The sequence below is a fragment of the Advenella mimigardefordensis DPN7 genome (assembly GCF_000521505.1).
Lineage (GTDB): Bacteria > Pseudomonadota > Gammaproteobacteria > Burkholderiales > Burkholderiaceae_B > Advenella > Advenella mimigardefordensis.
The window spans coordinates 616,027-638,656 of record NZ_CP003915.1 but is presented as its reverse complement, the minus strand read 5'-3'; the positions used below and the strand labels follow the sequence as shown (position 1 = coordinate 638,656).

At 56.0% G+C, this 22,630-nt stretch carries 25 protein-coding genes; 16 read left to right on the top strand and 9 right to left on the bottom strand.

Annotation, left to right across the window (positions count from 1 at the left end; genetic code table 11):
• Nucleotides 1–14: 14 nt before the first annotated feature.
• The 6 genes from MIM_RS02980 to ubiE all read right to left on the bottom strand — a co-directional run bounded on the left by MIM_RS02980 (nucleotide 15) and on the right by ubiE (nucleotide 5,924).
• Nucleotides 15–899, bottom strand: coding sequence for a type 2 periplasmic-binding domain-containing protein (locus MIM_RS02980; RefSeq protein WP_042069898.1), 885 nt, complete (start codon nucleotides 897–899; stop codon nucleotides 15–17).
• 65 nt (nucleotides 900–964) lie between these two features.
• Complete coding sequence (locus tag MIM_RS02975; protein ID WP_025371278.1) at nucleotides 965–1,738, bottom strand: ABC transporter permease; 774 nt, start codon at nucleotides 1,736–1,738, stop codon at nucleotides 965–967.
• A complete protein-coding gene (locus MIM_RS02970) occupies nucleotides 1,735–2,733 on the bottom strand; it encodes an ABC transporter substrate-binding protein (RefSeq protein WP_025371277.1) in 999 nt (332 codons plus the stop codon). The genes MIM_RS02975 and MIM_RS02970 overlap by 4 nt, the downstream gene beginning before the upstream one ends.
• A gap of 234 nt (nucleotides 2,734–2,967) precedes the next feature.
• Nucleotides 2,968–3,744, bottom strand: a complete 777-nt coding sequence (locus MIM_RS02965; protein ID WP_025371276.1) for an ABC transporter ATP-binding protein — start codon at nucleotides 3,742–3,744, stop codon at nucleotides 2,968–2,970.
• A 249-nt stretch (nucleotides 3,745–3,993) separates the two neighbouring features.
• Nucleotides 3,994–4,980, bottom strand: coding sequence for a Tim44 domain-containing protein (locus tag MIM_RS02960; protein WP_025371275.1), 987 nt, complete (start codon nucleotides 4,978–4,980; stop codon nucleotides 3,994–3,996).
• A gap of 176 nt (nucleotides 4,981–5,156) precedes the next feature.
• Nucleotides 5,157–5,924, bottom strand: coding sequence for a bifunctional demethylmenaquinone methyltransferase/2-methoxy-6-polyprenyl-1,4-benzoquinol methylase UbiE (ubiE, locus tag MIM_RS02955; RefSeq protein WP_025371274.1), 768 nt, complete (start codon nucleotides 5,922–5,924; stop codon nucleotides 5,157–5,159).
• 121 nt (nucleotides 5,925–6,045) lie between these two features.
• On the opposite strand from ubiE, the gene phoB reads away from it, so the two are divergent.
• From phoB to MIM_RS02930, 5 genes are all read left to right on the top strand, one after another.
• The gene (phoB, locus tag MIM_RS02950) at nucleotides 6,046–6,741 is read left to right on the top strand and encodes a phosphate regulon transcriptional regulator PhoB (RefSeq protein WP_025371273.1); all 696 of its coding nucleotides are present in this window, start codon (nucleotides 6,046–6,048) and stop codon (nucleotides 6,739–6,741) included.
• Between the two features lie 126 nt (nucleotides 6,742–6,867).
• On the top strand, nucleotides 6,868–8,208 hold the full coding sequence (gene phoR / locus MIM_RS02945) for a phosphate regulon sensor histidine kinase PhoR (RefSeq protein WP_025371272.1): 1,341 nt from the start codon (nucleotides 6,868–6,870) through the stop codon (nucleotides 8,206–8,208).
• Between the two features lie 179 nt (nucleotides 8,209–8,387).
• Nucleotides 8,388–9,167, top strand: a complete 780-nt coding sequence (gene pxpB / locus MIM_RS02940; protein ID WP_025371271.1) for a 5-oxoprolinase subunit PxpB — start codon at nucleotides 8,388–8,390, stop codon at nucleotides 9,165–9,167.
• 9 nt (nucleotides 9,168–9,176) lie between these two features.
• Nucleotides 9,177–10,199 carry a 5-oxoprolinase subunit C family protein gene (locus MIM_RS02935; RefSeq protein WP_025371270.1) on the top strand — a complete coding sequence of 341 codons (1,023 nt, stop codon included), beginning with the start codon at nucleotides 9,177–9,179 and terminating at the stop codon, nucleotides 10,197–10,199.
• Nucleotides 10,200–10,328: 129 nt separating this feature from the next.
• Nucleotides 10,329–11,081, top strand: coding sequence for a LamB/YcsF family protein (locus tag MIM_RS02930; RefSeq protein WP_025371269.1), 753 nt, complete (start codon nucleotides 10,329–10,331; stop codon nucleotides 11,079–11,081).
• A gap of 97 nt (nucleotides 11,082–11,178) precedes the next feature.
• On the opposite strand, the gene MIM_RS02925 is transcribed toward MIM_RS02930, so the two are convergent.
• Complete coding sequence (locus MIM_RS02925) at nucleotides 11,179–11,769, bottom strand: YqaA family protein (RefSeq protein WP_025371268.1); 591 nt, start codon at nucleotides 11,767–11,769, stop codon at nucleotides 11,179–11,181.
• A 116-nt stretch (nucleotides 11,770–11,885) separates the two neighbouring features.
• Here MIM_RS02925 and ilvA point away from each other — a divergent pair, with 116 nt between their 5' ends.
• Nucleotides 11,886–13,394: a threonine ammonia-lyase, biosynthetic gene (ilvA, locus tag MIM_RS02920; protein ID WP_025371267.1), complete on the top strand. Its 1,509-nt coding sequence runs from the start codon at nucleotides 11,886–11,888 to the stop codon at nucleotides 13,392–13,394.
• A 115-nt stretch (nucleotides 13,395–13,509) separates the two neighbouring features.
• On the opposite strand, the gene MIM_RS02915 is transcribed toward ilvA, so the two are convergent.
• Together MIM_RS02915 and purT are read right to left on the bottom strand one after the other, a co-directional pair.
• Nucleotides 13,510–14,049, bottom strand: coding sequence for an adenine phosphoribosyltransferase (locus tag MIM_RS02915; protein WP_025371266.1), 540 nt, complete (start codon nucleotides 14,047–14,049; stop codon nucleotides 13,510–13,512).
• An 89-nt stretch (nucleotides 14,050–14,138) separates the two neighbouring features.
• The gene (purT, locus tag MIM_RS02910) at nucleotides 14,139–15,365 is read right to left on the bottom strand and encodes a formate-dependent phosphoribosylglycinamide formyltransferase (RefSeq protein WP_042070882.1); all 1,227 of its coding nucleotides are present in this window, start codon (nucleotides 15,363–15,365) and stop codon (nucleotides 14,139–14,141) included.
• A gap of 95 nt (nucleotides 15,366–15,460) precedes the next feature.
• On the opposite strand from purT, the gene MIM_RS22770 reads away from it, so the two are divergent.
• The 10 genes from MIM_RS22770 to rapZ all read left to right on the top strand — a co-directional run bounded on the left by MIM_RS22770 (nucleotide 15,461) and on the right by rapZ (nucleotide 22,629).
• Complete coding sequence (locus MIM_RS22770) at nucleotides 15,461–15,673, top strand: hypothetical protein (protein ID WP_144084578.1); 213 nt, start codon at nucleotides 15,461–15,463, stop codon at nucleotides 15,671–15,673.
• Nucleotides 15,663–16,652 carry a KpsF/GutQ family sugar-phosphate isomerase gene (locus MIM_RS02905; protein ID WP_025371264.1) on the top strand — a complete coding sequence of 330 codons (990 nt, stop codon included), beginning with the start codon at nucleotides 15,663–15,665 and terminating at the stop codon, nucleotides 16,650–16,652. The genes MIM_RS22770 and MIM_RS02905 overlap by 11 nt, the downstream gene beginning before the upstream one ends.
• A 3-nt stretch (nucleotides 16,653–16,655) precedes the next feature.
• Entirely contained in the window at nucleotides 16,656–17,252 is a 597-nt protein-coding gene (locus tag MIM_RS02900; RefSeq protein WP_025371263.1) for a KdsC family phosphatase, read from the top strand.
• 4 nt (nucleotides 17,253–17,256) lie between these two features.
• Nucleotides 17,257–17,883, top strand: coding sequence for an LPS export ABC transporter periplasmic protein LptC (gene lptC / locus MIM_RS02895; protein WP_025371262.1), 627 nt, complete (start codon nucleotides 17,257–17,259; stop codon nucleotides 17,881–17,883).
• Nucleotides 17,880–18,563, top strand: a complete 684-nt coding sequence (lptA, locus tag MIM_RS02890) for a lipopolysaccharide transport periplasmic protein LptA (RefSeq protein ID WP_025371261.1) — start codon at nucleotides 17,880–17,882, stop codon at nucleotides 18,561–18,563. Before lptC ends, lptA begins: the two co-directional genes overlap by 4 nt.
• An 18-nt stretch (nucleotides 18,564–18,581) precedes the next feature.
• Entirely contained in the window at nucleotides 18,582–19,373 is a 792-nt protein-coding gene (gene lptB, locus MIM_RS02885; RefSeq protein WP_025371260.1) for an LPS export ABC transporter ATP-binding protein, read from the top strand.
• A 229-nt stretch (nucleotides 19,374–19,602) separates the two neighbouring features.
• Nucleotides 19,603–19,923: a ribosome hibernation-promoting factor, HPF/YfiA family gene (gene hpf / locus MIM_RS02880; RefSeq protein WP_025371259.1), complete on the top strand. Its 321-nt coding sequence runs from the start codon at nucleotides 19,603–19,605 to the stop codon at nucleotides 19,921–19,923.
• Nucleotides 19,924–20,029: 106 nt separating this feature from the next.
• Nucleotides 20,030–20,488 (top strand): PTS sugar transporter subunit IIA, encoded by a 459-nt coding sequence (locus MIM_RS02875; protein ID WP_025371258.1) that lies wholly within the window; start codon nucleotides 20,030–20,032, stop codon nucleotides 20,486–20,488.
• 15 nt (nucleotides 20,489–20,503) lie between these two features.
• Nucleotides 20,504–21,436 (top strand): HPr(Ser) kinase/phosphatase, encoded by a 933-nt coding sequence (hprK, locus tag MIM_RS02870; protein ID WP_025371257.1) that lies wholly within the window; start codon nucleotides 20,504–20,506, stop codon nucleotides 21,434–21,436.
• A 326-nt stretch (nucleotides 21,437–21,762) separates the two neighbouring features.
• On the top strand, nucleotides 21,763–22,629 hold the full coding sequence (gene rapZ, locus MIM_RS02865; RefSeq protein ID WP_025371256.1) for an RNase adapter RapZ: 867 nt from the start codon (nucleotides 21,763–21,765) through the stop codon (nucleotides 22,627–22,629).
• The last annotated feature ends 1 nt before the right edge of the window (nucleotide 22,630 follow it).

The window sequence follows — 22,630 nt, the reverse complement described above, 5'->3', positions numbered from 1 at the left end:
GACAACAGGCGTGTTCAGCTATGGCAATCGGGTACTTCCTGATCCAGATACACATCAAAGGCAACATCGGTGGCCCACTTTTTACTGAACGCGACCCACTGCCCTGCCCGATCCCACTGCTGCATCCGGGATTGAAGCCATTGCGCTTCCCGCACCTGAGTGGCCGGAAGCAGCCACGTCAAGGTACGGGGCGCATCGGCCAGTTCCAGCGTAGCGGAAAACTTTTTCCACTCAGGATAATGCATCAGGGGCTGCCAGACCGTCTGGTCAATCAGACCAAGATCACATTTACCTTCGCGCACCGCGACCAGCGCATCCGAAGGATAGGGGAACGACAACAAAGTGGCTCCCGCCCGCGTGGCTTCAGTCGCCGCCTGCGTCGCGCTGCGGGCAACACAAACGGAGCGCCCGGCCAGATCAGCCCGCGACCGGATGTTCGTGTCGCTGCGAATCACAGCCTTAGGGTAGGTGCGATAGCTGGTCGGCACCGGAGTGACGTCTGGCCAGTTAGCGGCATCTGCCGGCAGACTATACAGGGCCAGGTCAACGCGGCCATCGACCAATGCCTTTGCGGCCTCGGCAGGCGCAAGCTCCACCAGTTGCGAGGGCACCTTTAGCGCAGTGGCAAGCGCCTTGACAGCAGGCGCATCCAGCCGGTCTTCGGTCCGGACTTTGGCGCCGGGCGCCGCCGCAGGCGTGACATGAACAACCGCCACACGCAGACTGCCGCGGGCGATTGCCTGAGAAAATAACGCCGGGCTGTCAGCAGCCTTGGGAGCAGTAGAGGCGGTAGAGGCAGCAGAACCGGTAGCTGCTGAGACATGCGCAGGCAACAACGTCGCGGCACACACTGAAATGAGCAATGCAGACAGGACGGTTCGAATGGACAGCGTGGTCATGACACTTCTTCCCGTCCCGCCGGGCGGCGGGACTCACAGGATAGAGGATAAGGGTCTTGCGTGAATCAGACGTATTGGTAGCGCAGCAGGCGGTGCTTGATACGTTCCAGGATCAGCTGATCGATCAGTGCGGCCAGAACCGCAATGACCAGAATATTGGCCATAACACCTGTCATATCGCCGGTGTCGCCGGAAAAGCTCAGCGAACGACCCAGGCCCTTGCCAAAGTCGACCAGCATTTCCACGGAAATCAGGGCGCGCCATGCATTACCAAAGGCCAGTTGCGCACCGGTAATCAGTTCTGGCATCACGGCCGGCAGATAGACGCGTCTTACCAGGCCCCAGCGGCTGGCGCCCATGACGCGCGCCGCAGAAATATGCACCTTGTGCACCGATTCGGTGGCATTCATCACGCTGAGCGCTGCCGGAAAAAACGCAGCCAGCGCCACCACAACGATCATCGGTTTGTTCCCAAAACCCCAGACGATCAGAAACAGCGGCACCCAGGCAATACTGGGCAGCGACTGCAGAATCACAATCACATTACGCAACACTTCGCGAAAGAAATTCAGACTGGCCGCCAGCAGGCCAAAGGCAATGCCGCAAATTAACGCAATGCCATAGCCCGAACCAAGACGCGCCAGCGAGCCGGCGAGGCCCGTATAAAACTCACCGCTGCGAATACTGTCGGACAAACGCTCAAGCACCGGTAAAATACCGGGCATGAGAAAGTCTGGCAGGGTCAGTGCAACCAGTTGCCAGACCAGCAGAATGAAAGCGATGGCCAAGACCACCGCCAGCGGCTTCTTATAGCCGCCGATCCGGGTACTATTGCTCACAGTTTACGTGCCTTCTGCCATTCAAGATCCAGCACGGTATTCACGTCAAATGGCTGACCATCTTTGGTTTTCAGGGAACCGTCACGCTCCATGATGCGAGCCAGTTCAGTCATCCGTTCAATATCCTTGTCGGTCACGGAAGGCGTAAATTCCTGCGTTTTGATCGCGTCTTCAATCACCGTTTCACGCGGTAGATCACCCTGTTTAAGCGTTTTGAGAGTGGGCTCGGCGATAAAGTAACTGGCGATCAGTTTCGATGCCTGAGCCGGTTGCTTTTCAAGCAGTTCAATGGCCTGCTGCTGGGCATCCAGCGCCTTCCAGATATCATCCTTGCGGGATTCCAGTACTTTGCCGGAGGTAATCACAACCATGCAGGGGAAAGGCCAGCTTTGACCCACTTCATAGATCTGTTTGACCGGGGCAACCAGTTGTGCAATCCGATCATACGGCTCAAAAAGAAACGCCGCATTCACGCGATTACCCACCAGTGACTGTACGGCGACGGCCGGGCTCACACCCATGACGCTGACATCACCTTCTGCCAGGCCTGCCTGCTTGAATACCACACCACGCAAAACGGTATCGGCCGTGCTGCCCTGGCTTTGCGAAGCCAGTGTTTTTCCTTTCAGATCAGCCAAAGCATTAATACCGGCGTCATCACGCACCACCAGCGAATGGTAGCCACGCTGCGCACCGGCCACCACCTTCAGGTCTGCGCCACGAGAAGCCCAGGCGATGGCATTGGTAAAGCCAAGCACGCCCATATCAACCTGCCCGCCCACGATGGCTTTGATCAGATCGGTGCCCGACTTGAACTCCATCAGATCAGCGTCCAGGCCCTGTTTCTTATAGAACTCACCCTCGTGCGCCACAATCGCCTGCGCATCGTCCATCACCCGCAGGTAGCCAACCTTCAACTTGTCGGCCGCCATGGCTGCACCGGAAAATAACAGCGAGGCCACCAGAGGCAGGGCGGTCCATTTACGAATATTCATCTTTGACTCTCTCTTAAATTGTGACTGATTTTTGTTATTGACTTACATACCTGCCTGCAAGCGGGGCGCAGATCATTCTGTCTGGTTCTGCCTGAGTATCACAGCAGTGATACGACAATAGTGATACAGCGTTTCACGCAAAGGTGACGGACAACGGTAACTGATATACCGGATATACGGCGACAATGAGTCATCAAAAAAGCCGACACCGGCCCGCTATCGTGAACGTCACACTCAGGCAGCCAATTCAACCGGCTTCGCAGTCGGTTTGCTTTCATGGGTGACAGCAATACCCAGCAGGCTGAGAATTTCCCGTTTTTCTGCGGCCAGATCAGACAGATCGTGCGAGCGTTCCCGGTGGCTCAGATTAAACTCTTTGAGTACCGTGGCGGGTCTGGCGCTGAACACCAATACCTGGTCAGCCAGGAACAGAGCCTCATCCACATCGTGTGTCACCAGCAACACGGTAGGCTTGGCCTGCTCTACCAGATCAAGCAGCACATCCTGAAGGCTAAGGCGCGTTAGTGCATCCAGCGCGCCGAAGGGCTCGTCCAGCAACAGCACTTCAGGCTGGGCAATAAAGGCGCGAGCCAGCGCTGCACGCTGACGCATACCCCCGGATACCTGGTGTGGATAATAATTTTCGAAGCCATCCAGACCCACGCGCTGCAGCCATGTTACCGCACGCTCATAAGCCTGCTTGCGGGCCACCTGCTGGAACTCCAGTGCCATGGCAACGTTCTGTTTGAGCGTGAGCCACGGATAGAGAGCGTGTTCCTGAAATACCAGTGTGCGACTGGGATCCGGCCGTGTCACAGGCTGCAAATCCGTAGCGATCTGACCGGCACTCGTGCTCTCCAGACCGGCGGCCATATGCAATAGAGTGGACTTGCCTGAGCCAGAGGGCCCTACCAGGGCAACAATCTCACCTGAGCGAAAGTCGGCGCTGAAATTTTCAACAACCGACAGCGAACCGAACTGCTTGTAAACATTGTTGAAGCTAAGATTCACGGTATTTTTCCCTATACGATTTGATACTATAACCAAATCTTCTTAAGAGAAAAAATAATTAGTATTTATTTTTATATATCTATTAGTTATTAATAATAAGCGGAAGTCATAAGCGGCCGTTAGCCAGACATATACCAGCGCAAGTGTTTAGCCTGCCATAAATAACAGGGCGTGATCATGAATGCACGATCACGCCCTGAAAGCCGGCTGATAATAACGACCAGCGTCGGCAGTGGTTAGACAATACCGTCAGGAAGCGTTTTCCACCGGAATCTGCTGAATACCTGCCAGCAGCCAGCCGGAATTGTTCTCTTTGTACAGGTTCCACACTTCCTCAAAACGGAAGGCAGCTTCCTGCGCATCTTCACGCAACATGCCGGAAAAGCGCACCGAAGCCAGATGGCCATCCTGAACCTGTTCAATACCCAGCAGTTCTGCGTTAAGCAGCACCACTTCGGTTCGGCTTTGTCCTGCACGGCTGGTAATTTGCGGAGACAGTTCTGCCACCAGATCTTCGGTCAGATAGTTCTTGAGTTCCTCTATGTCGCCCTTGTCCCACAAGCCCTGAATGGTAACGAACTGCTTTTTGGCGGTTTGCAGAAAGGCCGGCGTATCAAAATCGCCAGGGATAAACCAGCTTTTGTCTGCCGGTTCGGCCGCTGCCTGCGCATTGCCGGAAAAATCTGTGGCAGACAGGCCGTTCTGCTGCTGTGCGCCGCCGGTCGTGCCCTGCCCTGTATACTGATGACGTGACCCCTGAGCCGGCTCATTGGACTGGCGCTGCATGGGCGACGCACCCTGGAAAGCCGGACGTGCCTGACCACCACGCAAACGACGTACAATGAACATGACGCCAAAAATCACGATGGCAATAAGCAGTGCACTGGACAGGAATTCAAGCATGGCGCCACCCAGCCCCAGGCTGGAGAGCAGCGCGGCAATGCCCAGGCCCGCAGCTATGCCGGCGATAGGGCCCAGAAAACGGGAAAAACCGCTACGCTGTGCGGCAGCGCCCGCATTGGCAGCTGCACCGGCTGGCGCCGCTGAACTACGGTTAACCGCATTGGGTGTTTGTGCCGCTGGAGCACGGTTCTTCATGATATTGGAAGACTGGCGGCCAAAACTGCTGCCACCACCCATCCGGCGGGCTTCAGCATCATGGGTCACGGCCAGCATGCTTACAGATGACACCACGATCATCGCAGCGGCGAGAAATTTAGACCACTTCTTGAACATTGATTATTGCTCCGGTGGGATTACCCCACAATGAATTAATTAGCAAACAATTCAATCTTACAAAAACCTGAATATTTATGCAAGTTACTTTGTAATGGCCGGAAACGACAAGCTGGCCTGCCCGAACAGCACGCCCGTACGGGGCATCACCCCGGGAAGCCGGATAGAGAGAACAGTCAGAACAGCTTGACGCCCTCGTGCAATGCCACGACGCCAGCGGTCAGATTGAAATAATTGACACGCGGCAGGCCGGCATCACGCATCATTTGCGCCAGTGTTTCCTGGTCTGGATGCATGCGAATGGATTCGGCCAGATAGCGATAACTGTCTTCATCATTCGCGACTTTTTTGCCAAGCCAGGGAAGAATCTTGAACGAATACCAGTCATAGGCCGGCGCAAGCGGTGCCGCAACGCGCGAAAACTCCAGTACCAGCAGCTTGCCACCGGGCTTGAGCACCCGCTGCATCTGCTGCAGGGCCTGGTCTTTGTGTGTCATATTGCGCAGGCCAAAGGCAACGGTGACTACATCAAAAAATTCATCGGGGAAAGGCAGATGCTCGGCGTCACACACAACCGTGGGCAACAACACGCCTTTATCGATCAGACGATCGCGCCCGACCTGCAGCATGGACGAATTGATATCGGTATGCCATACCTGCCCGGTTGGCCCTACCTTAGCCGCAAATGCCAGAGCCAGATCACCGGTACCACCGGCAATATCAAGCACCCGCATACCCGGCCGCACATTTGCACGGCCAATAGTGAAACTTTTCCAGAGACGGTGCATGCCGCCGGACATCAAATCATTCATGACATCGTAGCGTTGCGCCACAGAATGAAATACTTCCGCCACTTTTCCGGCCTTTTCCTGTTCATCGACAGTGCGAAAACCGAAATGCGTGGTACCGGATTGCCCGGCTGGCGTGGGGCGTTCTGAATTCATATGCAATCTTTAAGAAAGTAGGCAGGATGTCACAAACATGACACAATCAGGCAATACCATTGAGACTAGTCTAGTATTTCCGGTTAATGTCAATCAAATGACTTTTTAATTTTACTTCATTATGGCCAGCACAATTCTCGTCGTCGAAGACGAACCCGCAATTCAAGAGCTTATATCAGTCAACCTGTCCTTTGCCGGCCACAAAGTGTTGCGCGCACTGGATGCCGAACAGGCAAAGGTGCTGATCAACGCAGAATTGCCCGATCTGATTCTGCTGGACTGGATGCTGCCTGGCTCTACTGGCCTGAATCTGGCGCGCAATCTGCGCAGCAGCGAGCGCACCCGCGACATCCCTATTATCATGCTCACCGCCAAGAGTTCCGAAGCAGATAAAGTAGAAGGACTGGAAAGCGGCGCCGACGATTACATTACCAAGCCCTTTTCTCCCAAAGAACTGATGGCGCGTATCAAAGCCGTACTGCGCCGCCGCGCGCCGCAGTTGACCGACGATGAAATCGAGATATCCGGCCTCAAACTGGATCCGGTCTCGCATCGCATTACGGGCAATGGCTCCAACCTGCCACTGGGCCCCACCGAGTTTCGCCTGCTGCATTTTTTCATGACACACCCGGAGCGGGTATTTACCCGGGGCCAGTTGCTCGATCAGGTTTGGGGCGATCACGTTTTTCTGGAAGAACGCACCGTAGATGTACATATCCGTCGCCTGCGCAAGGCGCTGGAGCCCAGCAATCATCATAATCTGGTTGAAACGGTACGCGGAAGCGGGTATCGTTTTACCTCAAAACTGCCGGCCTGATCATCTATCTGACTCAAAGCACTGGTATTATTCTGGTCTGCCGCAACGCTGGTTTTTTTATGTGGATTGACCCGATTTCCCTGACTCCGGCGGTGTGAGCCAGACCTTTCTGGAAGAGAATTCATCATGCCTCGCTCTACGTTCCTGATCGCCTATGTCGTCGCCATCGCACTGGCACTGGGCATTCAATGGCTTCTGGGTAGCGTGAGCGGCATTGTGTTTCTGGCACTTTGCGGCCTGTTCTATCTGGTTCGCCACCAGCGCCACCATCAGCAAACGCTCAAATGGTCCGCTCAGCCAACCGCGGCGCCTCCTCCTGATCTGGGCAGCTATGACGAAATCGTCACCCCCATCTATAAGTATGTACGTAGTCGTCAGAACGAATACGTTGCGCTGCGCGAACTAACCAATAACGTCCTGTCGGCGGCCCAGGCGCTTCCCGCGGCGGCCGTCACGCTGGATAAATCCTTTCAGATCGAATGGTGTAATGCCCAATCCCAGCGCTTGCTGGACCTGCTCTACGAAAAAGACAAGGGCTACAACATTTTCAACATTATTCGCCTGCCCGAGTTCTTTGATTACGCCCAAAGCCGGCAATGGAGTCGCCCCTTGCGCACACGCAGGGAAATCGGCGGGCAGGTATGTTCCCTGCAGTTTCAGCTGACCCAGCACTCCAACGAGGGATACCTGCTGCTTTGCCAGGACATCACGCAACTGGAAAAACTGCAAACCACACAGCGGGATTTTGTGGCCAACGTCTCACACGAAATCCGTACCCCGCTCACCGTATTGATCGGCTTTCTTGAAACCCTGCGCGACCTGCCGCATGAAGCACTCACCAAAGAGCAGCGCAAGCAATACGAAGAGTTGATGCACGAACAGGCGCAACGGATGCTGGCCATTGTGGCCGACCTGCTTACCTTGTCCACGCTGGAATCGACCGAAATTGTCGACGGCACCATCGTGCAATTGGCCCCCATTATCGATAAGGCTGCGGTACAGGCTCAATCGATCTCGCGCGAATCGCACGCCTTCGAATTCTCTGTGGATCCTGCGCTGGCCGTTGTCGGACAAATGAACGAGCTATCCTCTGCGGTCACCAACCTGCTGACCAACGCCGTACGCTATACCCCGGAAGGTGGCAAAATCACCATACGCTGGGATCGCAACGACCATGGCGAAGCCATCTTCAGCGTCACCGACACCGGCCTGGGCATTGAAAAGAAAGACATCCCCCGCATTACCGAACGCTTTTACCGCGTCGACAAAAGTCGTTCCCGCGCGTCCGGCGGCACCGGCCTGGGTCTGGCAATCACCAAGCACATCGTTATTCGGCACAATGCCAAACTGGTCGTAGATAGCGAAATCAACAAGGGCAGCACCTTCAAAATCGTGTTCCCGGCCGAAGCCGTGGTATACGAGCAAAGAGACAATAGTGCTGAAACGGCTGAGGTTGCGGGCGCCTGATTATTGCCGGCGGTTAACGTAGACTGCATGCAGGTGTGCGCACCCCAACCTAAACACAACGACTTATAGACCGGCCTCAGGTTTTACCCCTAGCCATCGTCGCATCTTTCCGATTGCTGATAAACTGTACTGCACACTGGTTAGCACGTCCCGTTTCTCCGACAGCATTTGCACATCGCATGAGTTCACATCCGGCCAACTCCAGCGCTCCCTGGACCTTTACCTCTGAAGGAGATCATTGCCTGATTATCCGTTTCGGTGACAGCATTGATCCGGCCATCAACGCAAGAGCGCGCCAGGCCGCTGAACTCATTCACAATGCCGACCTGCCCTATATCAGCGATCTGGTTCCCACCTTCACCACGCTGGGGGTGTATCTGCATCCCTTTTATCCGAACCCGCCGGCGCGCAAAACACTGATCGACATGCTGACCGCAACGCTGGCGCCACTGGCCTTACAACAAGCGCAAGCCACCGACGCCCTTAGCGAAAGCACAGAAGGTTCAGACGTCACCGAGGCCACCCGCCTGATCCGTATCCCGGTCTGCTATGACCCGGACCTGGGCATTGATCTGGCCGACATCGCAAAGCATTGCAATCTGACGGTAGATGAAGTGATTCAATTGCACACCGCAGATCCGGTGCGCGTGTTCATGCTCGGCTTTGCGCCCGGCATGGCTTATATGGGTTTGTCTGACAGCCGGCTTGCCATTGGCCGGCGCGGTACGCCACGCCAGCATCTGCCGGCCGGCTCGGTTGCCATCGCCAACCGTCAGACCGTTATTTATCCCAACGACTCGCCGGGCGGATGGAATATTGTTGGTGCAACGCCGTTACGCCTGTTTGACCCGAATACGCCGCCCTATGCGATCTATGCCCCGGGCGATCAGGTGCAGTTCGACGCGATCAGCCGCGAACACTATGAACAGATCAAGGCACAACAATATGCCACGCGTTAAGGTGAGAACATGAGTCTGCAGGTGATCAAACCCGGGCCCCTGTCCCTGTTTCAGGATGCCGGACGGCATGGCTATCAGGCCTACGGCGCGCCGGTCTGTGGCGTGATGGATCAGGTTGCCTACCGGCTGGCCAACGCGCTGGTGGGCAATCGCACGCCTCTGCCCGTACTGGAAATGACACTGTCCGGCCCGCAGATCAGGTTCCACAAGGATGCCTGCATCGCAGTGTGCGGCGCCCCTTTCATCCTGCGCTGCGACCGGCAACCGCTGGCGCTCAACCGCCCGCACCTGATTCGTGCCGGTCAGGTGCTGGAGATCAGTGCGGCTCCCATGCCTGATGGTCAGCCTCACGGTTCTGCACGGGCCAGCCTGGCCATTGCCGGCGGCGTGCAACTGACCACCAGCATGGAAAGCGCCAGCACTGACCTCAAAAGCCGCATGGGCGGTATCCAGGGACGCGCCCTGGCCAAAGACGACAGGCTCACGCTTAACCGCAATATCAATGCATCAGCGGTAAACGCACTGGCCCACTTTCTGGACGACTTTCGGATCTATCTGCCGGCAGGACTCGGGCTGGCGGCGCGGCAGCATATCCGGGTCATACGGGGAGTGCACTGGACGGTATTCGGTACACGGCAGCAAGACCTGTTTCTGAATTCACCCTATACCATTACCGCACATTCGGATCGGATGGGTTATCGTCTGGACGGCCCCTCTCTGGAACCAGAAGCAGGCTTGCAGATTCTTTCTGAACCCACTGCATTTGGCACCGTTCAGGTGCCGCCCGACGGCCAGCCGATTATTCTGATGGCAGACAGGCAAACCACAGGCGGTTATCCCAAGATCGCCAATGTCGCCAGCGTTGACCTGCCTGTGCTGGCGCGCTGCTTACCCGGCGAGCGCCTTGCATTCGCACTGATCAGCCTGGACCACGCGCACCAGTTGTTCCGGGAGCGCGAAGCATTGTTTGCGCACTTGCTACAAACGCTGGAGCCGCTCACGGCACGCATTGCCGCCGCGTTCTGTGACTAACACACACAAGCCCCAGGGCAGCGTCATTTGACCGGCACGCTTTGTTGCACGACGCATACCGTACCGAATGAGGTATAGAATGCCGATATGACGCCGTGTTTTCCTATACAGCGGCACAGGAAAAGTCCTATGAAAAAAATTGATCTCAATTGTGATATGGGTGAGAGCTTCGGCGCCTGGACCATGGGTGACGATGCCGCCATCATGCCTTATGTCACCTCGGCCAACATCGCCTGTGGCTTTCATGCGGGAGATGCCCATACCATGCGGCGCACCATGCAGCTGGCGCTACAACAGGGCGTCAGGCCGGGCGCACACCCGGGGCTGGACGATATACGAGGATTTGGACGCCGTCCGTTTGCCCTCACCCCCATTGAAGCCTATGACCTGGTCGTGGTTCAGATTGGTGCGCTGGCCGCGGTGGCCCGTGCACAGGGTGGCCGGCTTTACCATGTAAAAGCGCATGGCGCGTTGTACAACATCTCGGCCAATCATGCCGAACTGGCTGCGGCCATTGCCCAGGCCGTACTGGATGTAGACCCGCAATTAACGCTGTTTGCGCTGGCAGGCAGCAGACAGGTAGAGATCGCCCGCGGCCTGGGCCTGAAGGTGATGCAGGAAGTGTTTGCCGATCGCACCTACCAGGACGATGGCACCCTGACGCCACGCAGTCAGCCGGGCGCCCTGATCGAAGACGTTGAAACATCGGTAGCGCAGGCACTGACGATGGTGCGAGAGGGGTATGTGGTCGCCCAGTCGGGCAAAAAAGTGGCGATCGAAGCCGATACGCTATGCCTGCATGGCGATGGCGCACATGCGCTGGAGTTTGCACGCCAGATTCATGCTGCCTTTGCGCGGGAAGGGCTGCTGTTGGCCCATTGAAGCGAGCTCGGTGAGGTGCCGCGACGCCGCAGTACGCCTTCAGCCTTGCCTGCCACGTTATTCATCCAGCTTACAATCAGCCCGTACTGCGCACTCTTTACCAGATCCACAGCACTGCAGAAGTCATCAGTACATAACGCAGGAACTTGCCAATAGCCATAAAAACAATACTCGAAAATATTGGCAGGCGCATCCACCCTGCAACCCCGCAAAGGGGATCGCCCACAATAGGCAACCAGGAAAACAACAAGGCAGCCGGACCAAAACGGTCAAAATAATACGTCATTTTGTCATGCCAGCGCCCGCCCTCTTTTGTCACCGGCACAGGCGCAGCATCGCCTTCAGACAGATACTTTTCTTCGGCAGCGACCGCCAGGCCGGTCTCATCAGTAATCTCACCGCTGGCCAGCGCTTTTTTTTGCTGGAGTTTCTCATAGGCGACCCTGGCCGCCTTGCCCATATAGTAGGTAATCACGCCGCCAATGGTATTGCCCACAGTGGCGAGCAGGATCGCGGGCCAGAACATGTCAGGCGCAACTTTCAGATAGGCGATGACCACAGGTTCAGAGCCCAGCGGCAATAGCGTGGCCGACACCAGTGCCACCACGAAAATGCCGGGCAGACCGACAGTCGGCAGGGACAACACAGCCAGCATTTCCCTGACCCACAGCATTACTTCATGTTCCATACATTCCCTATTGGGCCGACTTTTTGAAAACGACGGCTCCGGCTTTAATCCCAAAATCAGATGCGCTATGTTAACCTTAAGCGCTCGCCTGTATTCTCTTTTCTTTCAAAAACAACATGTCAACCGACTACCTCAAACGCATACTGACATCCCGTGTTTACGATGTCGCAATCGAAACATCCCTGGAACCGGCCAATCTGCTCTCACAGCGAATTCAGAATACAGTGCTGCTCAAACGCGAAGATACGCAGCCGGTTTTCAGCTTCAAGATCCGCGGGGCCTACAACAAAATGGCCAATTTGCCCGCCGATGCGCTCAAACGCGGCGTGATTGCCGCCTCTGCCGGCAATCATGCTCAGGGCGTGGCCATGTCGGCCAGGCAATTGGGCTGCCGCGCCGTGATCGTGATGCCAACCTCAACACCGGCCGTGAAGGTAGAAGCGGTAAAACGCCTGGGCGGTGAGGCAGTGCTGCACGGCGATTCGTATAGCGACGCCTATGACTTTGCCTGTACGCTTCAGAAAAAGGAAAAACTCACCTTTGTACACCCGTTTGACGATCCCGATGTGATCGCCGGGCAAGGCACGGTTGCCATGGAAATCCTGCATCAGCACCCCGGCAAACTGGACGCGGTGTTTGTGCCTATCGGTGGCGGCGGGCTGCTTGCCGGCATTGCTGCTTACATTAAACAGTTACGCCCGGATGTCGCCATCATCGGCGTTCAAACCGAAGACTCTGACGCCATGGCCCGCAGCTTCCGTGCCGGACGTCGCGTTCACCTGAACGACGTCGGCCTGTTTTCCGATGGTACCGCAGTTAAACAGGTTGGCAGCGAAACCTTCCGCCTGATTCATAAATATACAGACGATATCATTACCGTCAACACCGACGAATTATGCGCGGCCATCAAGGATGTATTCCAGGATACCCGCAACGTAGTAGAACCGGCGGGTGCGCTTGGCCTGGCCGGCGCCAAACGCTATGTTGCCGAACACGGCTGGAAAAACAAGACTGTCATTGCCATTACGTCCGGCGCCAATATGAATTTTGACCGCCTGCGTTTTGTCGCGGAACGGGCCGATGTGGGTGAGGCCAAGGAAGCCATCTTTGCGGTGACCATGCCCGAAGAGCGTGGCAGTTTCCGCCAGTTATGTACGCTGCTGGGCGATCGCAGTGTGACCGAATTCAACTATCGTATTTCCGACGCGCAAAAGGCGCATGTTTTTGTCGGCATCCAGATCAACTCACTTGCGGAAGCCGAGAAACTGGCCAACACCCTGCGCCGCAAGAAATTCGAAACACTGGATCTGAGCCAGGACGACCTGGCCAAATCACATTTGAGATATATGGTTGGCGGCCATTCGCCGCTGGCCGGGAATGAAGAACTGTATCGCTTTGAGTTCCCGGAACGCCCGGGAGCATTGATGCGTTTTCTGGATACAATGAATCCCGAATGGAATATCAGCCTGTTCCATTACCGTAATCAGGGTTCTGATTATGGCCGGGTGCTGATTGGCATACAGGTGCCGCCTGCGGATAAAAAAGCGTTCAAGGTATTCCTGTCACAAATCGGCTATCCGTACGAAAACGAAAGCAAGAACCCGGCGTACAAGCTGTTTCTGTAAATAGCGGTTTCTGTAAATAGCGGTTTCCGAGAAAACCGACGCGGCACCAGCCCGCTTTAAATACACGAGCGCATCAGGAGAGGAGCAGACCACGCCTGATGCGCCATGGGTAGCATCAGAACTCACAGACCGTAAAAACAGATGCGCCGTTTTCCCGCAGCAATTTCGACCCGCCCAGCTCCGGCAGGTCGATAATGGACGCCGCTTCCACCACGTTGGCGCCCAGGCGCTGCAATAGTTTGGCTGCGGCCAGCATAGTGCCGCCAGTCGCGATCAGATCGTCCACCAGCAATACCCGCTGCCCCGGACGAACGGCGTCCGTGTGCATTTCGACACTGGCGTTGCCATATTCCAGCGTGTACTCTTCGGCCAGCGTCTGAAAAGGCAGCTTGCCCTTCTTGCGTACCGGTACAAATCCCAGCTTGAGTTCATAGGCCAGTACGCTGCCCACAATAAAACCACGCGCATCAATACCGGCGATCAGATCCAGGCGTTCACGCATGTACCGATATACAAAGATGTCCATCAGCACCCGAAACGTACGCGGATCTTGTAACACAGGTGTGATATCACGAAATGTAATGCCCGGCTTCGGCCAGTCAGGCACGCTGCGGATGGCGTTGATCACCATTTGATGCGGGTCAATCATGGTCATGATGTCAGAAACTCCTGTGACGGTAAAAATCAAACAACGACACTATAGCCGATTCACGAACGCCCATCCCGGCGATTCGCCTGTGATCATTAATCGACGGCCGATACCTTGATGGTTGACGATACCCGCAATGCTTTTTCCCGGGCGAGATCAGTCGTTTCTGCAGCAGCCAGCGCGACGCCCATGCGTCTGCGCACGAAGGACTGCGGCTTGCCAAAAAGGCGTACATCGGTATCGGGCTCTGCCAGCGCTTCGGCTACGTGACTGAAGCGAACCACGTCGGCATCCACGCCGCCATAAATCACGCTGCTGGCACCAGTGGCACGCAGGGCCGTATTGACCGGCAAGCCAAGCAGCGCGCGCGCATGCAGTTCGAACTCATTCTGCACCTGAGTGATCATGGTGACCATCCCGGTATCGTGTGGTCGCGGACTGACTTCGGAAAACCAGACCTCATCCCCCGCCACAAACAGCTCTACACCAAAAACACCCTGCCCCTGCAAGGCACCGGTCACCGCCAGAGAGATGTCTTTTGCCCGCTGCAACGCGGTGGCCGACATGGCCTGCGGCTGCCAGCTCTCCACGTAGTCTCCGGCTTCCTGCCGGTGGCCGATGGGTTCACAAAAGTGCGTCGTAATCTCGCCACTTTTCGGATCACGAGCACGCACGGTCAGCAGGGTGATTTCATAATCGAACCTGATAAATCCTTCGACAATGATACGGCCCTTGCCAACGCGCCCGCCTTCCTGGGAGTACTGCCAGGCGTGCTGCACCTCATCGGCATTGCGAATCAGCGACTGGCCCTTACCGGAAGAGGACATGACCGGCTTGACCACGCAAGGGTAGCCGATCTCTTCATCGATTGCCTGCTGCAGCGCTTGCTGCGTATCGACAAAACGATACGGCGAGGTGGGCAGACCCAGTGTTTCTGCAGCCAGCCGACGTATACCTTCGCGGTCCATGGTCAATCGTGCCGCCAGCGCCGTCGGCGTCACCCGTACCTGCCCCTGCGCTTCGAGCTCCACCAGCAAGTCTGTGGCAATGGCCTCGATCTCGGGCACGATCACATGGGGTTGTTCTGCCTCGATGATACGGCGCAGCGCGTCCTTGTCGGTCATATTCACCACATGGGCGCGGTGCGCCACCTGGTGGGCCGGCGCATTTTCGTAGCGGTCAACGGCAATCACCTCAACGCCCAGGCGTTGCAGGGCAATCACAACCTCTTTGCCCAACTCACCCGAACCAAGCAGCATCACGCGCGTCGCCGCGCCGGACAAAGGGGTACTGAAAACAGGAGAAGCGGAAGTGGTGGTCATGATGGCAGTGGCGATGAAAAGATTGTGCCCTTGCCATAAGGCCGGCAACGGCAGGAAGGACAGAATACGGACAGCGTCGATTATAAAGCGGCTGCATGACAAAAACAGCATCGCGCCTGCAGCGGCTGATTTCTGCTGTGGGTCGCCACGTTTGCCGGGCAACCTGTAGCGGGGCTACCGGTTGCCTGGGCATTGCCCGGAACGCGCTGGCGTCGCTTGCAACCCGCTGCAATGCGCATTTTGACAGAAGCCTGAAATTTATCCATCTTGCCGTCGCGTTGCGATTAAAATTGCCGGATGGCCAATGAAACTGCATTTACCTCTGACGATGCCCTTGCCTCTGCGCATCGCACGCTGCAAACCGAGCTTGCCGAGCTGCAGCACCTTGACGCGCGCCTGGATGAACGCTTTTCCCAGGCAGTGGCCATGCTGCTAGCCTGCACCGGCAGGGTCGCCGTCACGGGCATCGGCAAATCGGGGCATATCGCCCGGAAAATATCCGCCACCTTTGCTTCTACCGGCTCGCCCAGCTATTTTGTGCACGCCGCCGAAGCCGCGCATGGCGATCTGGGGATGATTACCGGCGACGATATTATTATTGCCATCTCCTATTCCGGGTCATCGCCCGAAATGGCTACCATTCTGCCAATCGCACGACGCCTGGGTTCGAAGATCATCGGCATTTGCGGTAACCGTTATTCTGAGCTGGCCAGCCTGTCCGATATTTTTCTGGACGTGGGCGTCACGCGCGAAGCCTGTCCCCTCAATCTGGCGCCCACTTCCAGCACCACCGTGACGCTGGCGCTGGGTGATGCGCTGGCGATTGCGTGCCTGGAAGCCCGCGGCTTTGGTAAATCCGATTTTGCCCGCTCCCACCCTGGTGGTGCACTGGGCCGCCGCCTGCTCACGCATGTGCGTGATGTCATGCGTCAGGGCGACGAGCTGCCCATCGTCGGCCCCGACACGCCCATGCAAAAAGTGCTGGAAGAAATGACAGGCAAGCGTATGGGCATGACTGTGATTGCCGATCAGACACGCAAGCCACTGGGCATTTTCACCGATGGCGACCTGCGCCGTCTTATTATGCAAAGAGGAGACATCCGTCCGATTACGGCAGGACAGGTCATGACTCCTCATCCACGGACAATCAGCCCCGAGGCGCTGGCGGCAGAAGCCGCTGCCGTCATGGAGCAACAAAAACTCTCTACCATGCTGGTGGTTAATCAGGAACAAACGCTGGTCGGCGCCCTGCACATGCACGACCTGATGGATGCAAAAGTAATCTGACGTATGAAACCAATCACGACACCCCACCCGGCCGAAGCGCTGGTCCTTTCCAAAATCAGCCAGCCGGTACGCGAACTGGCGGCACAGGTAAAACTCATCGCCTTTGACGTAGACGGCGTTCTGACCGACGGCAGCCTTTGGTATGGCGAACATGGCGAACTCACGAAGCGCTTTTGCGCGCTGGACGGACACGGCATGAAAATGCTGCTGCAGACAGGTGTGCGCGTGGCGCTGATTACCGGTCGCGAAGGAGATATTCTTACCCGCCGCGCCGCCGACCTGGGACTGGCCGACGTGTTTCAGAATGTGCGCGACAAGGTTGCCGTGCTCGGCCAGCTGGCTGCCGAGATGGGGCTGGGTTTCGAAAACGTCGCATTCATGGGCGACGATGTGATCGATTTGCCGGCCATGCAAAAATGCGGCTTCGCCATCAGCGTGCCTAACGCCCCCCTATATGTGCAGCAAACGGCTCACTGGGTTACCACACTCCCAGGCGGCAGCGGTGCCGTGCGCGAGTGTACCGACCTGATACTGGCGGCTCAGGGCTCCCTGTCGGGCTTTTTCACGCCAGGCCGGATTACCGGCAACGTCATCCAGTAATGCGATGAAAGAACGTTTCCCCGCGCTTATCGCGCTATTCATGCTCATTACACTGGTGATCTCCACCTGGTGGGCAGCCGATTATGCGCAGCGGGCCATTGATGTAGACCCGCCGGCACGCAAAACGCAGGAACCCGATTCGTGGTCGGAAAAGTTCGTGATGCTCAGTTCCGATGCCAACGGCGTACCCGTTAACCGGCTGGAAGGCTCGCACATGCAGCACTACCCTTATAACGACAGTTACCTGATTACCAACGCTACCGCTACCGGTCAGCGTCCCGACTCGCCCCGTACCGTAGGCACGGCGGATACGGCCACGCTACTGGACAAAGGCGACAAGATTATCATGCGGGGCAATGCCCATTTGCATCGATTCCCATATGGCGAGGACAAGGCGCTGGATGTGACCAGTGAGGAATTGATCATCTACCCCAATGAAGATATTATAACGACTGACAAACCGGCGCTCGTCATCAACGGTGGTTCCCGTATGAACGGCAACGGTATGATGTATAACAACAAAACCAGAAAACTCGACGTGTATTCGTCCTCCGACGTCTCCATCTCAGGGCAGGACAGTCCGCGGCGGCGCACCGTCATCCCCAACAAGCAAGGAAACTCCCCGCAATGAACGCGTCATCTTTCAGAATCACGACACATGTACTGTGCCTGGGCCTTTGTGCCGTGCTGGCCGGCACTGCGGCGCTTGCGCAGACGCCCGCCGGCTCCAAAAGCCCGGCCAACAAGGAAGAGCCCGATACCCAGGTCCTGTCTGATACGCTGAGCTATGACGACGCAAACAAAACCAGCGTCTTTACCGGCAACGTCATCCTTACGCGCGGCCTGATGAAACTGACTTCCGACAAGCTCGACCTGCGTGAAGATGCGCAGGGCTTTCAATACGGCGTAGCCACTGTCAGCAAATCACGTTTTGTATTCATCCGGCAGGAACGCCCCGAAAACTACGAAGTGGTGGAAGCACGCGGGGATCGCGGCGAATACGATGGCAAACTGAATACGGTCAAGATGATCGGCCACGCGACCGTCACCCGATTCATTTGCGGTAAGCCATTCGACACGGTCAATGGGGAAGTTGTCACGTTCAACAACCAGAACAATACCTACTCGGCAACCGGTGGCCCAACCTCAGCGGCCCAGCCTGGCCGGGTACGCTCTATCGCCCAGCCGCGAGCCAAAACAGACCTGGCCGTGGCCGAATGTCGCAAGCTTTATAACAACAAGCCTATGCCCAGTACTATCCAGGCACCTGCCCAGGATGGCGGATCGGCAACAACCGGCGCAGCCGGCTAAGCAACTCAGAATGAATGCATGAATACCTCATCAAGCTCGAGCCTGCAAACCAGTACCATTGACAGTCTGGGGCAGCTCAAGGCCATCGGCCTGCAAAAAATATACAACGGCCGCAGTGTTGTCCAGGACGTCTCCATTTCCGTATCCAGTGGCGAAGTCGTCGGCCTTCTAGGCCCCAATGGCGCGGGGAAAACCACCAGCTTTTACATGATTGTGGGGCTGGTACCTGCCGATTTCGGGCGTATTGAAATTGACGGACGCGACATTACCGCTCTGCCTATTCACAAGCGTGCCCATCTGGGCCTGTCCTATCTGCCTCAGGACGCCTCTGTATTCCGGCGTCTGAGTGTAGAACACAATATCCAGGCGGTGCTGGAGCTGCAGGCAGACCCGGCTACCGGCAAGACGCTTACGCGCAACCGTGTCCAGGAACAACTGGAACTGTTGCTCGAAGAGCTGCAAATTACGCATATTCGCAAGAACGCCGCAATATCCCTGTCTGGCGGTGAAAGGCGCCGGGTTGAAATTGCCCGGGCACTGGCCACCAATCCCCGCTTCATTCTCCTGGACGAACCCTTTGCGGGTGTTGACCCGATAGCCGTGATCGAAATCCAGCGCATCGTTCGCTTTCTCAAAAGCCGCAACATCGGCGTACTGATTACCGATCACAACGTGCGCGAAACCCTTGGCATTTGCGATCGCGCCTACATTATCAGCGCAGGTAAGGTACTGACCGATGGCGAACCCGACTCCATAATCACCAACCCTGAAGTGCGCAAGGTCTACCTGGGCGAACACTTTAAAATGTAACGGTGTGCATGCCCCTGCTGCCCCTGCCACAGGGGCGCAGCAGGCAGCCTCCTGCCTGTCGGGGGGGCTTGAATAAGTCCAAATAAGGTTTAAACTATCCATACACACTGAAAAAACAGCTTTTCATCAACCTGTCAAAAAAAGGAGTTACGCCTCTCTCATCTTTTTGTACTGACGCCCTGCCTTTATTGTTGGCGTCTGCCTATTCAACTTTCAAAAGGAGCACACTATGAATCTTAATATCAGTGGCCATCATGTGGAAATCACCCCTGCCATTAAAGAATACGTAGTGACCAAGTTCGCCAAAGTCCTCAGGCACTTCGATCATGTCATTGACACCCAGGTTATCCTCTCCAGAGAACCCCTGAAGCACAGCGCAGAAGTCACGCTACGCGTACCGGGCAAAGACATCCACTGCGAAGTAACGGACGAAAATCTGTATGCGGCCATTGATTTGCTTTCGGACAAAACCGACAGACAAGTCATCAAATACAAAACCAAAGCGTCAAATCACTCCAATGAATCGGCAAAAAGAATGAGCGTAGGCTAAAGATAAGTTGTACTTTTTTTCCTGTTTTTTGCCTAAACCCGGCCATGTGGCCGGGTTTTAGCTTACCCTTCTATTTCTTATTGTAAGAACACCCTATAATTGCGGCATGAATCAACTATCCCGTATCCTTCCGCAGGAAAATATCCTGCTGGATGTCAATGTCACCAGCAAGAAGCGTGCCTTTGAACAGGCTGCGTTGCTGTTCGAAAACAATCAGGGCATCGCCCGCTCCACGGTTTTCGACAGCCTGTTCTCGCGTGAGCGACTGGGCTCCACGGCGCTTGGCCATGGCGTAGCAGTGCCTCACGGCCGTATTGCCAACCTGAAGCAGGCAGTCGCAGCCGTTATGCGGTTGAGTTCGGCCATTCCCTTTGATGCGCCTGACGGACAACACGTGCAACTGCTGGTCATCCTGCTGGTGCCCGAAAGTGCCACCCAGCAGCATCTGGAGATATTGGCCGAGCTGGCGCAATTGCTCTCCAGCGCAGAAACCCGCAAGCAATTGCTGAGCAGCCCCAACACTGAAGGCATTCTTCAACTGCTGGCCCAGTCTGCCGGCAATTAATCGGGGGACTCACTCATGCTCAGTATTCAGGATCTGGCGGCCGACAATGACGAAACGCTGCGTTTCACCTGGATCGCGGGCAAGGAAGGTCGTACCCGTCATATCCAGGATTCGGCTGTCAATACTTCCGCAGCAGACCTGATTGGCCACCTGAACGTGGTTCACCCGTCGCGGATCCAGGTATTTGGCAAAGAAGAACTCATTTTCTATAACCGCATTTCCAGTGTTCAGCGTGAAAAAATCCTGATCGAACTGGCAGAAGGCGGTGTACCGGCCATGATTCTGGCCGAAGGGCTGGACTCTCCGGCCGATCTGGTCAGCTTCTGCGCCCGCAGCAAAATCCCCTTGCTCTCAACGCCAGTCGATGCTGCCCATCTTATCGATGTACTGCGCATCTACCTGAACAAGCGGTTTGCGCCGAAAACCACCGTACATGGCGTGTTTATGGACGTATTGGGGCTGGGCGTGCTGATTACCGGCGAATCCGGTCTGGGCAAGAGTGAGCTGGCGCTTGAACTGATTTCCCGCGGACACGGCCTGGTGGCAGACGATGCCGTCGATTTTTCCCGTACCTCACCCACCCTGATCGAAGGCCAGTGCCCCGACTTGCTGCGCAATATGCTGGAAGTGCGCGGGCTGGGCCTGCTGGATATCCGCACTATTTTCGGAGAAACCTCGGTACGCCGGAAAATGCGCCTGAAGCTGATTGTGCATTTGGTGCGTGCCAACAGTGAAAAATTTGAACGCCTGCCGATTCAGGACCAGACGCAGGACCTGCTGGGCATCCCGATTCGGCGCGTCATGCTGCAAGTGGCCGCCGGGCGCAATCTGGCCGTTCTTGTTGAGGCCGCTGTACGCAATACCATCCTTAAATTGCGGGGCATCGACACCCTTGGCGAATTCATGGAGCGGCAGGCGGCTGCCATCATGGAAAACAGCAATCTCTGACCGGCAGCCGGCCATCAGAACCCTGGCGGGCCTCTGACTGCCTTCTGCCGTCTGCCGTCTTCCCTCTGCCGTCTTCCCTCTACCCTCTACCCTCTGCCTTCTGCCCTCTGCCGGACATCACAAGAAAAAGCGCAAAAACCAGAAACAACATGCGAATTTGACGGGCTCAAATCCCGGTCAGGGACAATTCAGTTATGTTTTGTCACGTGCCTATGGTTAAATAGGGTGGAGAGACATCGGTTACGGCCACCACGGACTGTACAAGAACGAACGAAAGGCCTTTTTTCGACCATCACATACGTTTTGTTCCAGGATTCATACCCATTATGCTTCATGTTGTTCTAATTACCGGCATTTCAGGATCAGGAAAATCGGTTGCGCTGCGTCAGCTCGAAGACCTCGGCTATTCCTGTATCGATAACCTGCCCGTCAGCCTGCTGCACGACCTGGTTGCCAACGCCAGGGAAAACAGCCTTAAAACGGTAGCTGTTGCAATCGATGTCAGAACACCAGGCGAACTGGCCGGTCTGCCAGGCGTCATTACCGCACTTCGGAGTATGGGTCTGCCCATGCAAGTCATCTTTCTGGACTCCGATGACGAGACCCTGATTCACCGCTATTCCGAGTCCCGGCGCAAGCACCCGCTAAGCAACCGCATGCGCGAAACCACAGGAATTACGCCGTCTCTGGAGGATTGCATCACACACGAACGCAATCTTCTGGCGCCGCTACGCGAGCAGGAACATGTGATTGATACTTCGGGTTTGACGCCCGGTCAATTGCGCGCCTGGGTCAAAGATGTGGTCGATCATGAAGAGCCGGAGGTCCTTTTAACCTTCGAATCCTTCGCCTACAAAAAAGGCGTTCCTAATGACGCTGACCTCGTTTTTGATGTAAGATGCTTGCCTAATCCTCATTACGACAGTAACTTACGCCCGCTTACGGGCCGTGATGAACCCGTGGCGGCATGGCTGGCTCAGTTCGGCAGCGTGCCCGCCTTAATCAACGATATTGCCGCATATATTGAGAAATGGCTCCCATTGTATATGCAGGATACGCGTAGTTACCTCACCGTTGCCATTGGTTGCACCGGTGGCCAGCACCGATCGGTCTATGTGGCCGAAGAACTGGCAAAACGCTTCAGTTCCTACAAACCTTTACGCGTTAGGCATCGTGCCCAGTTAACACTATGAC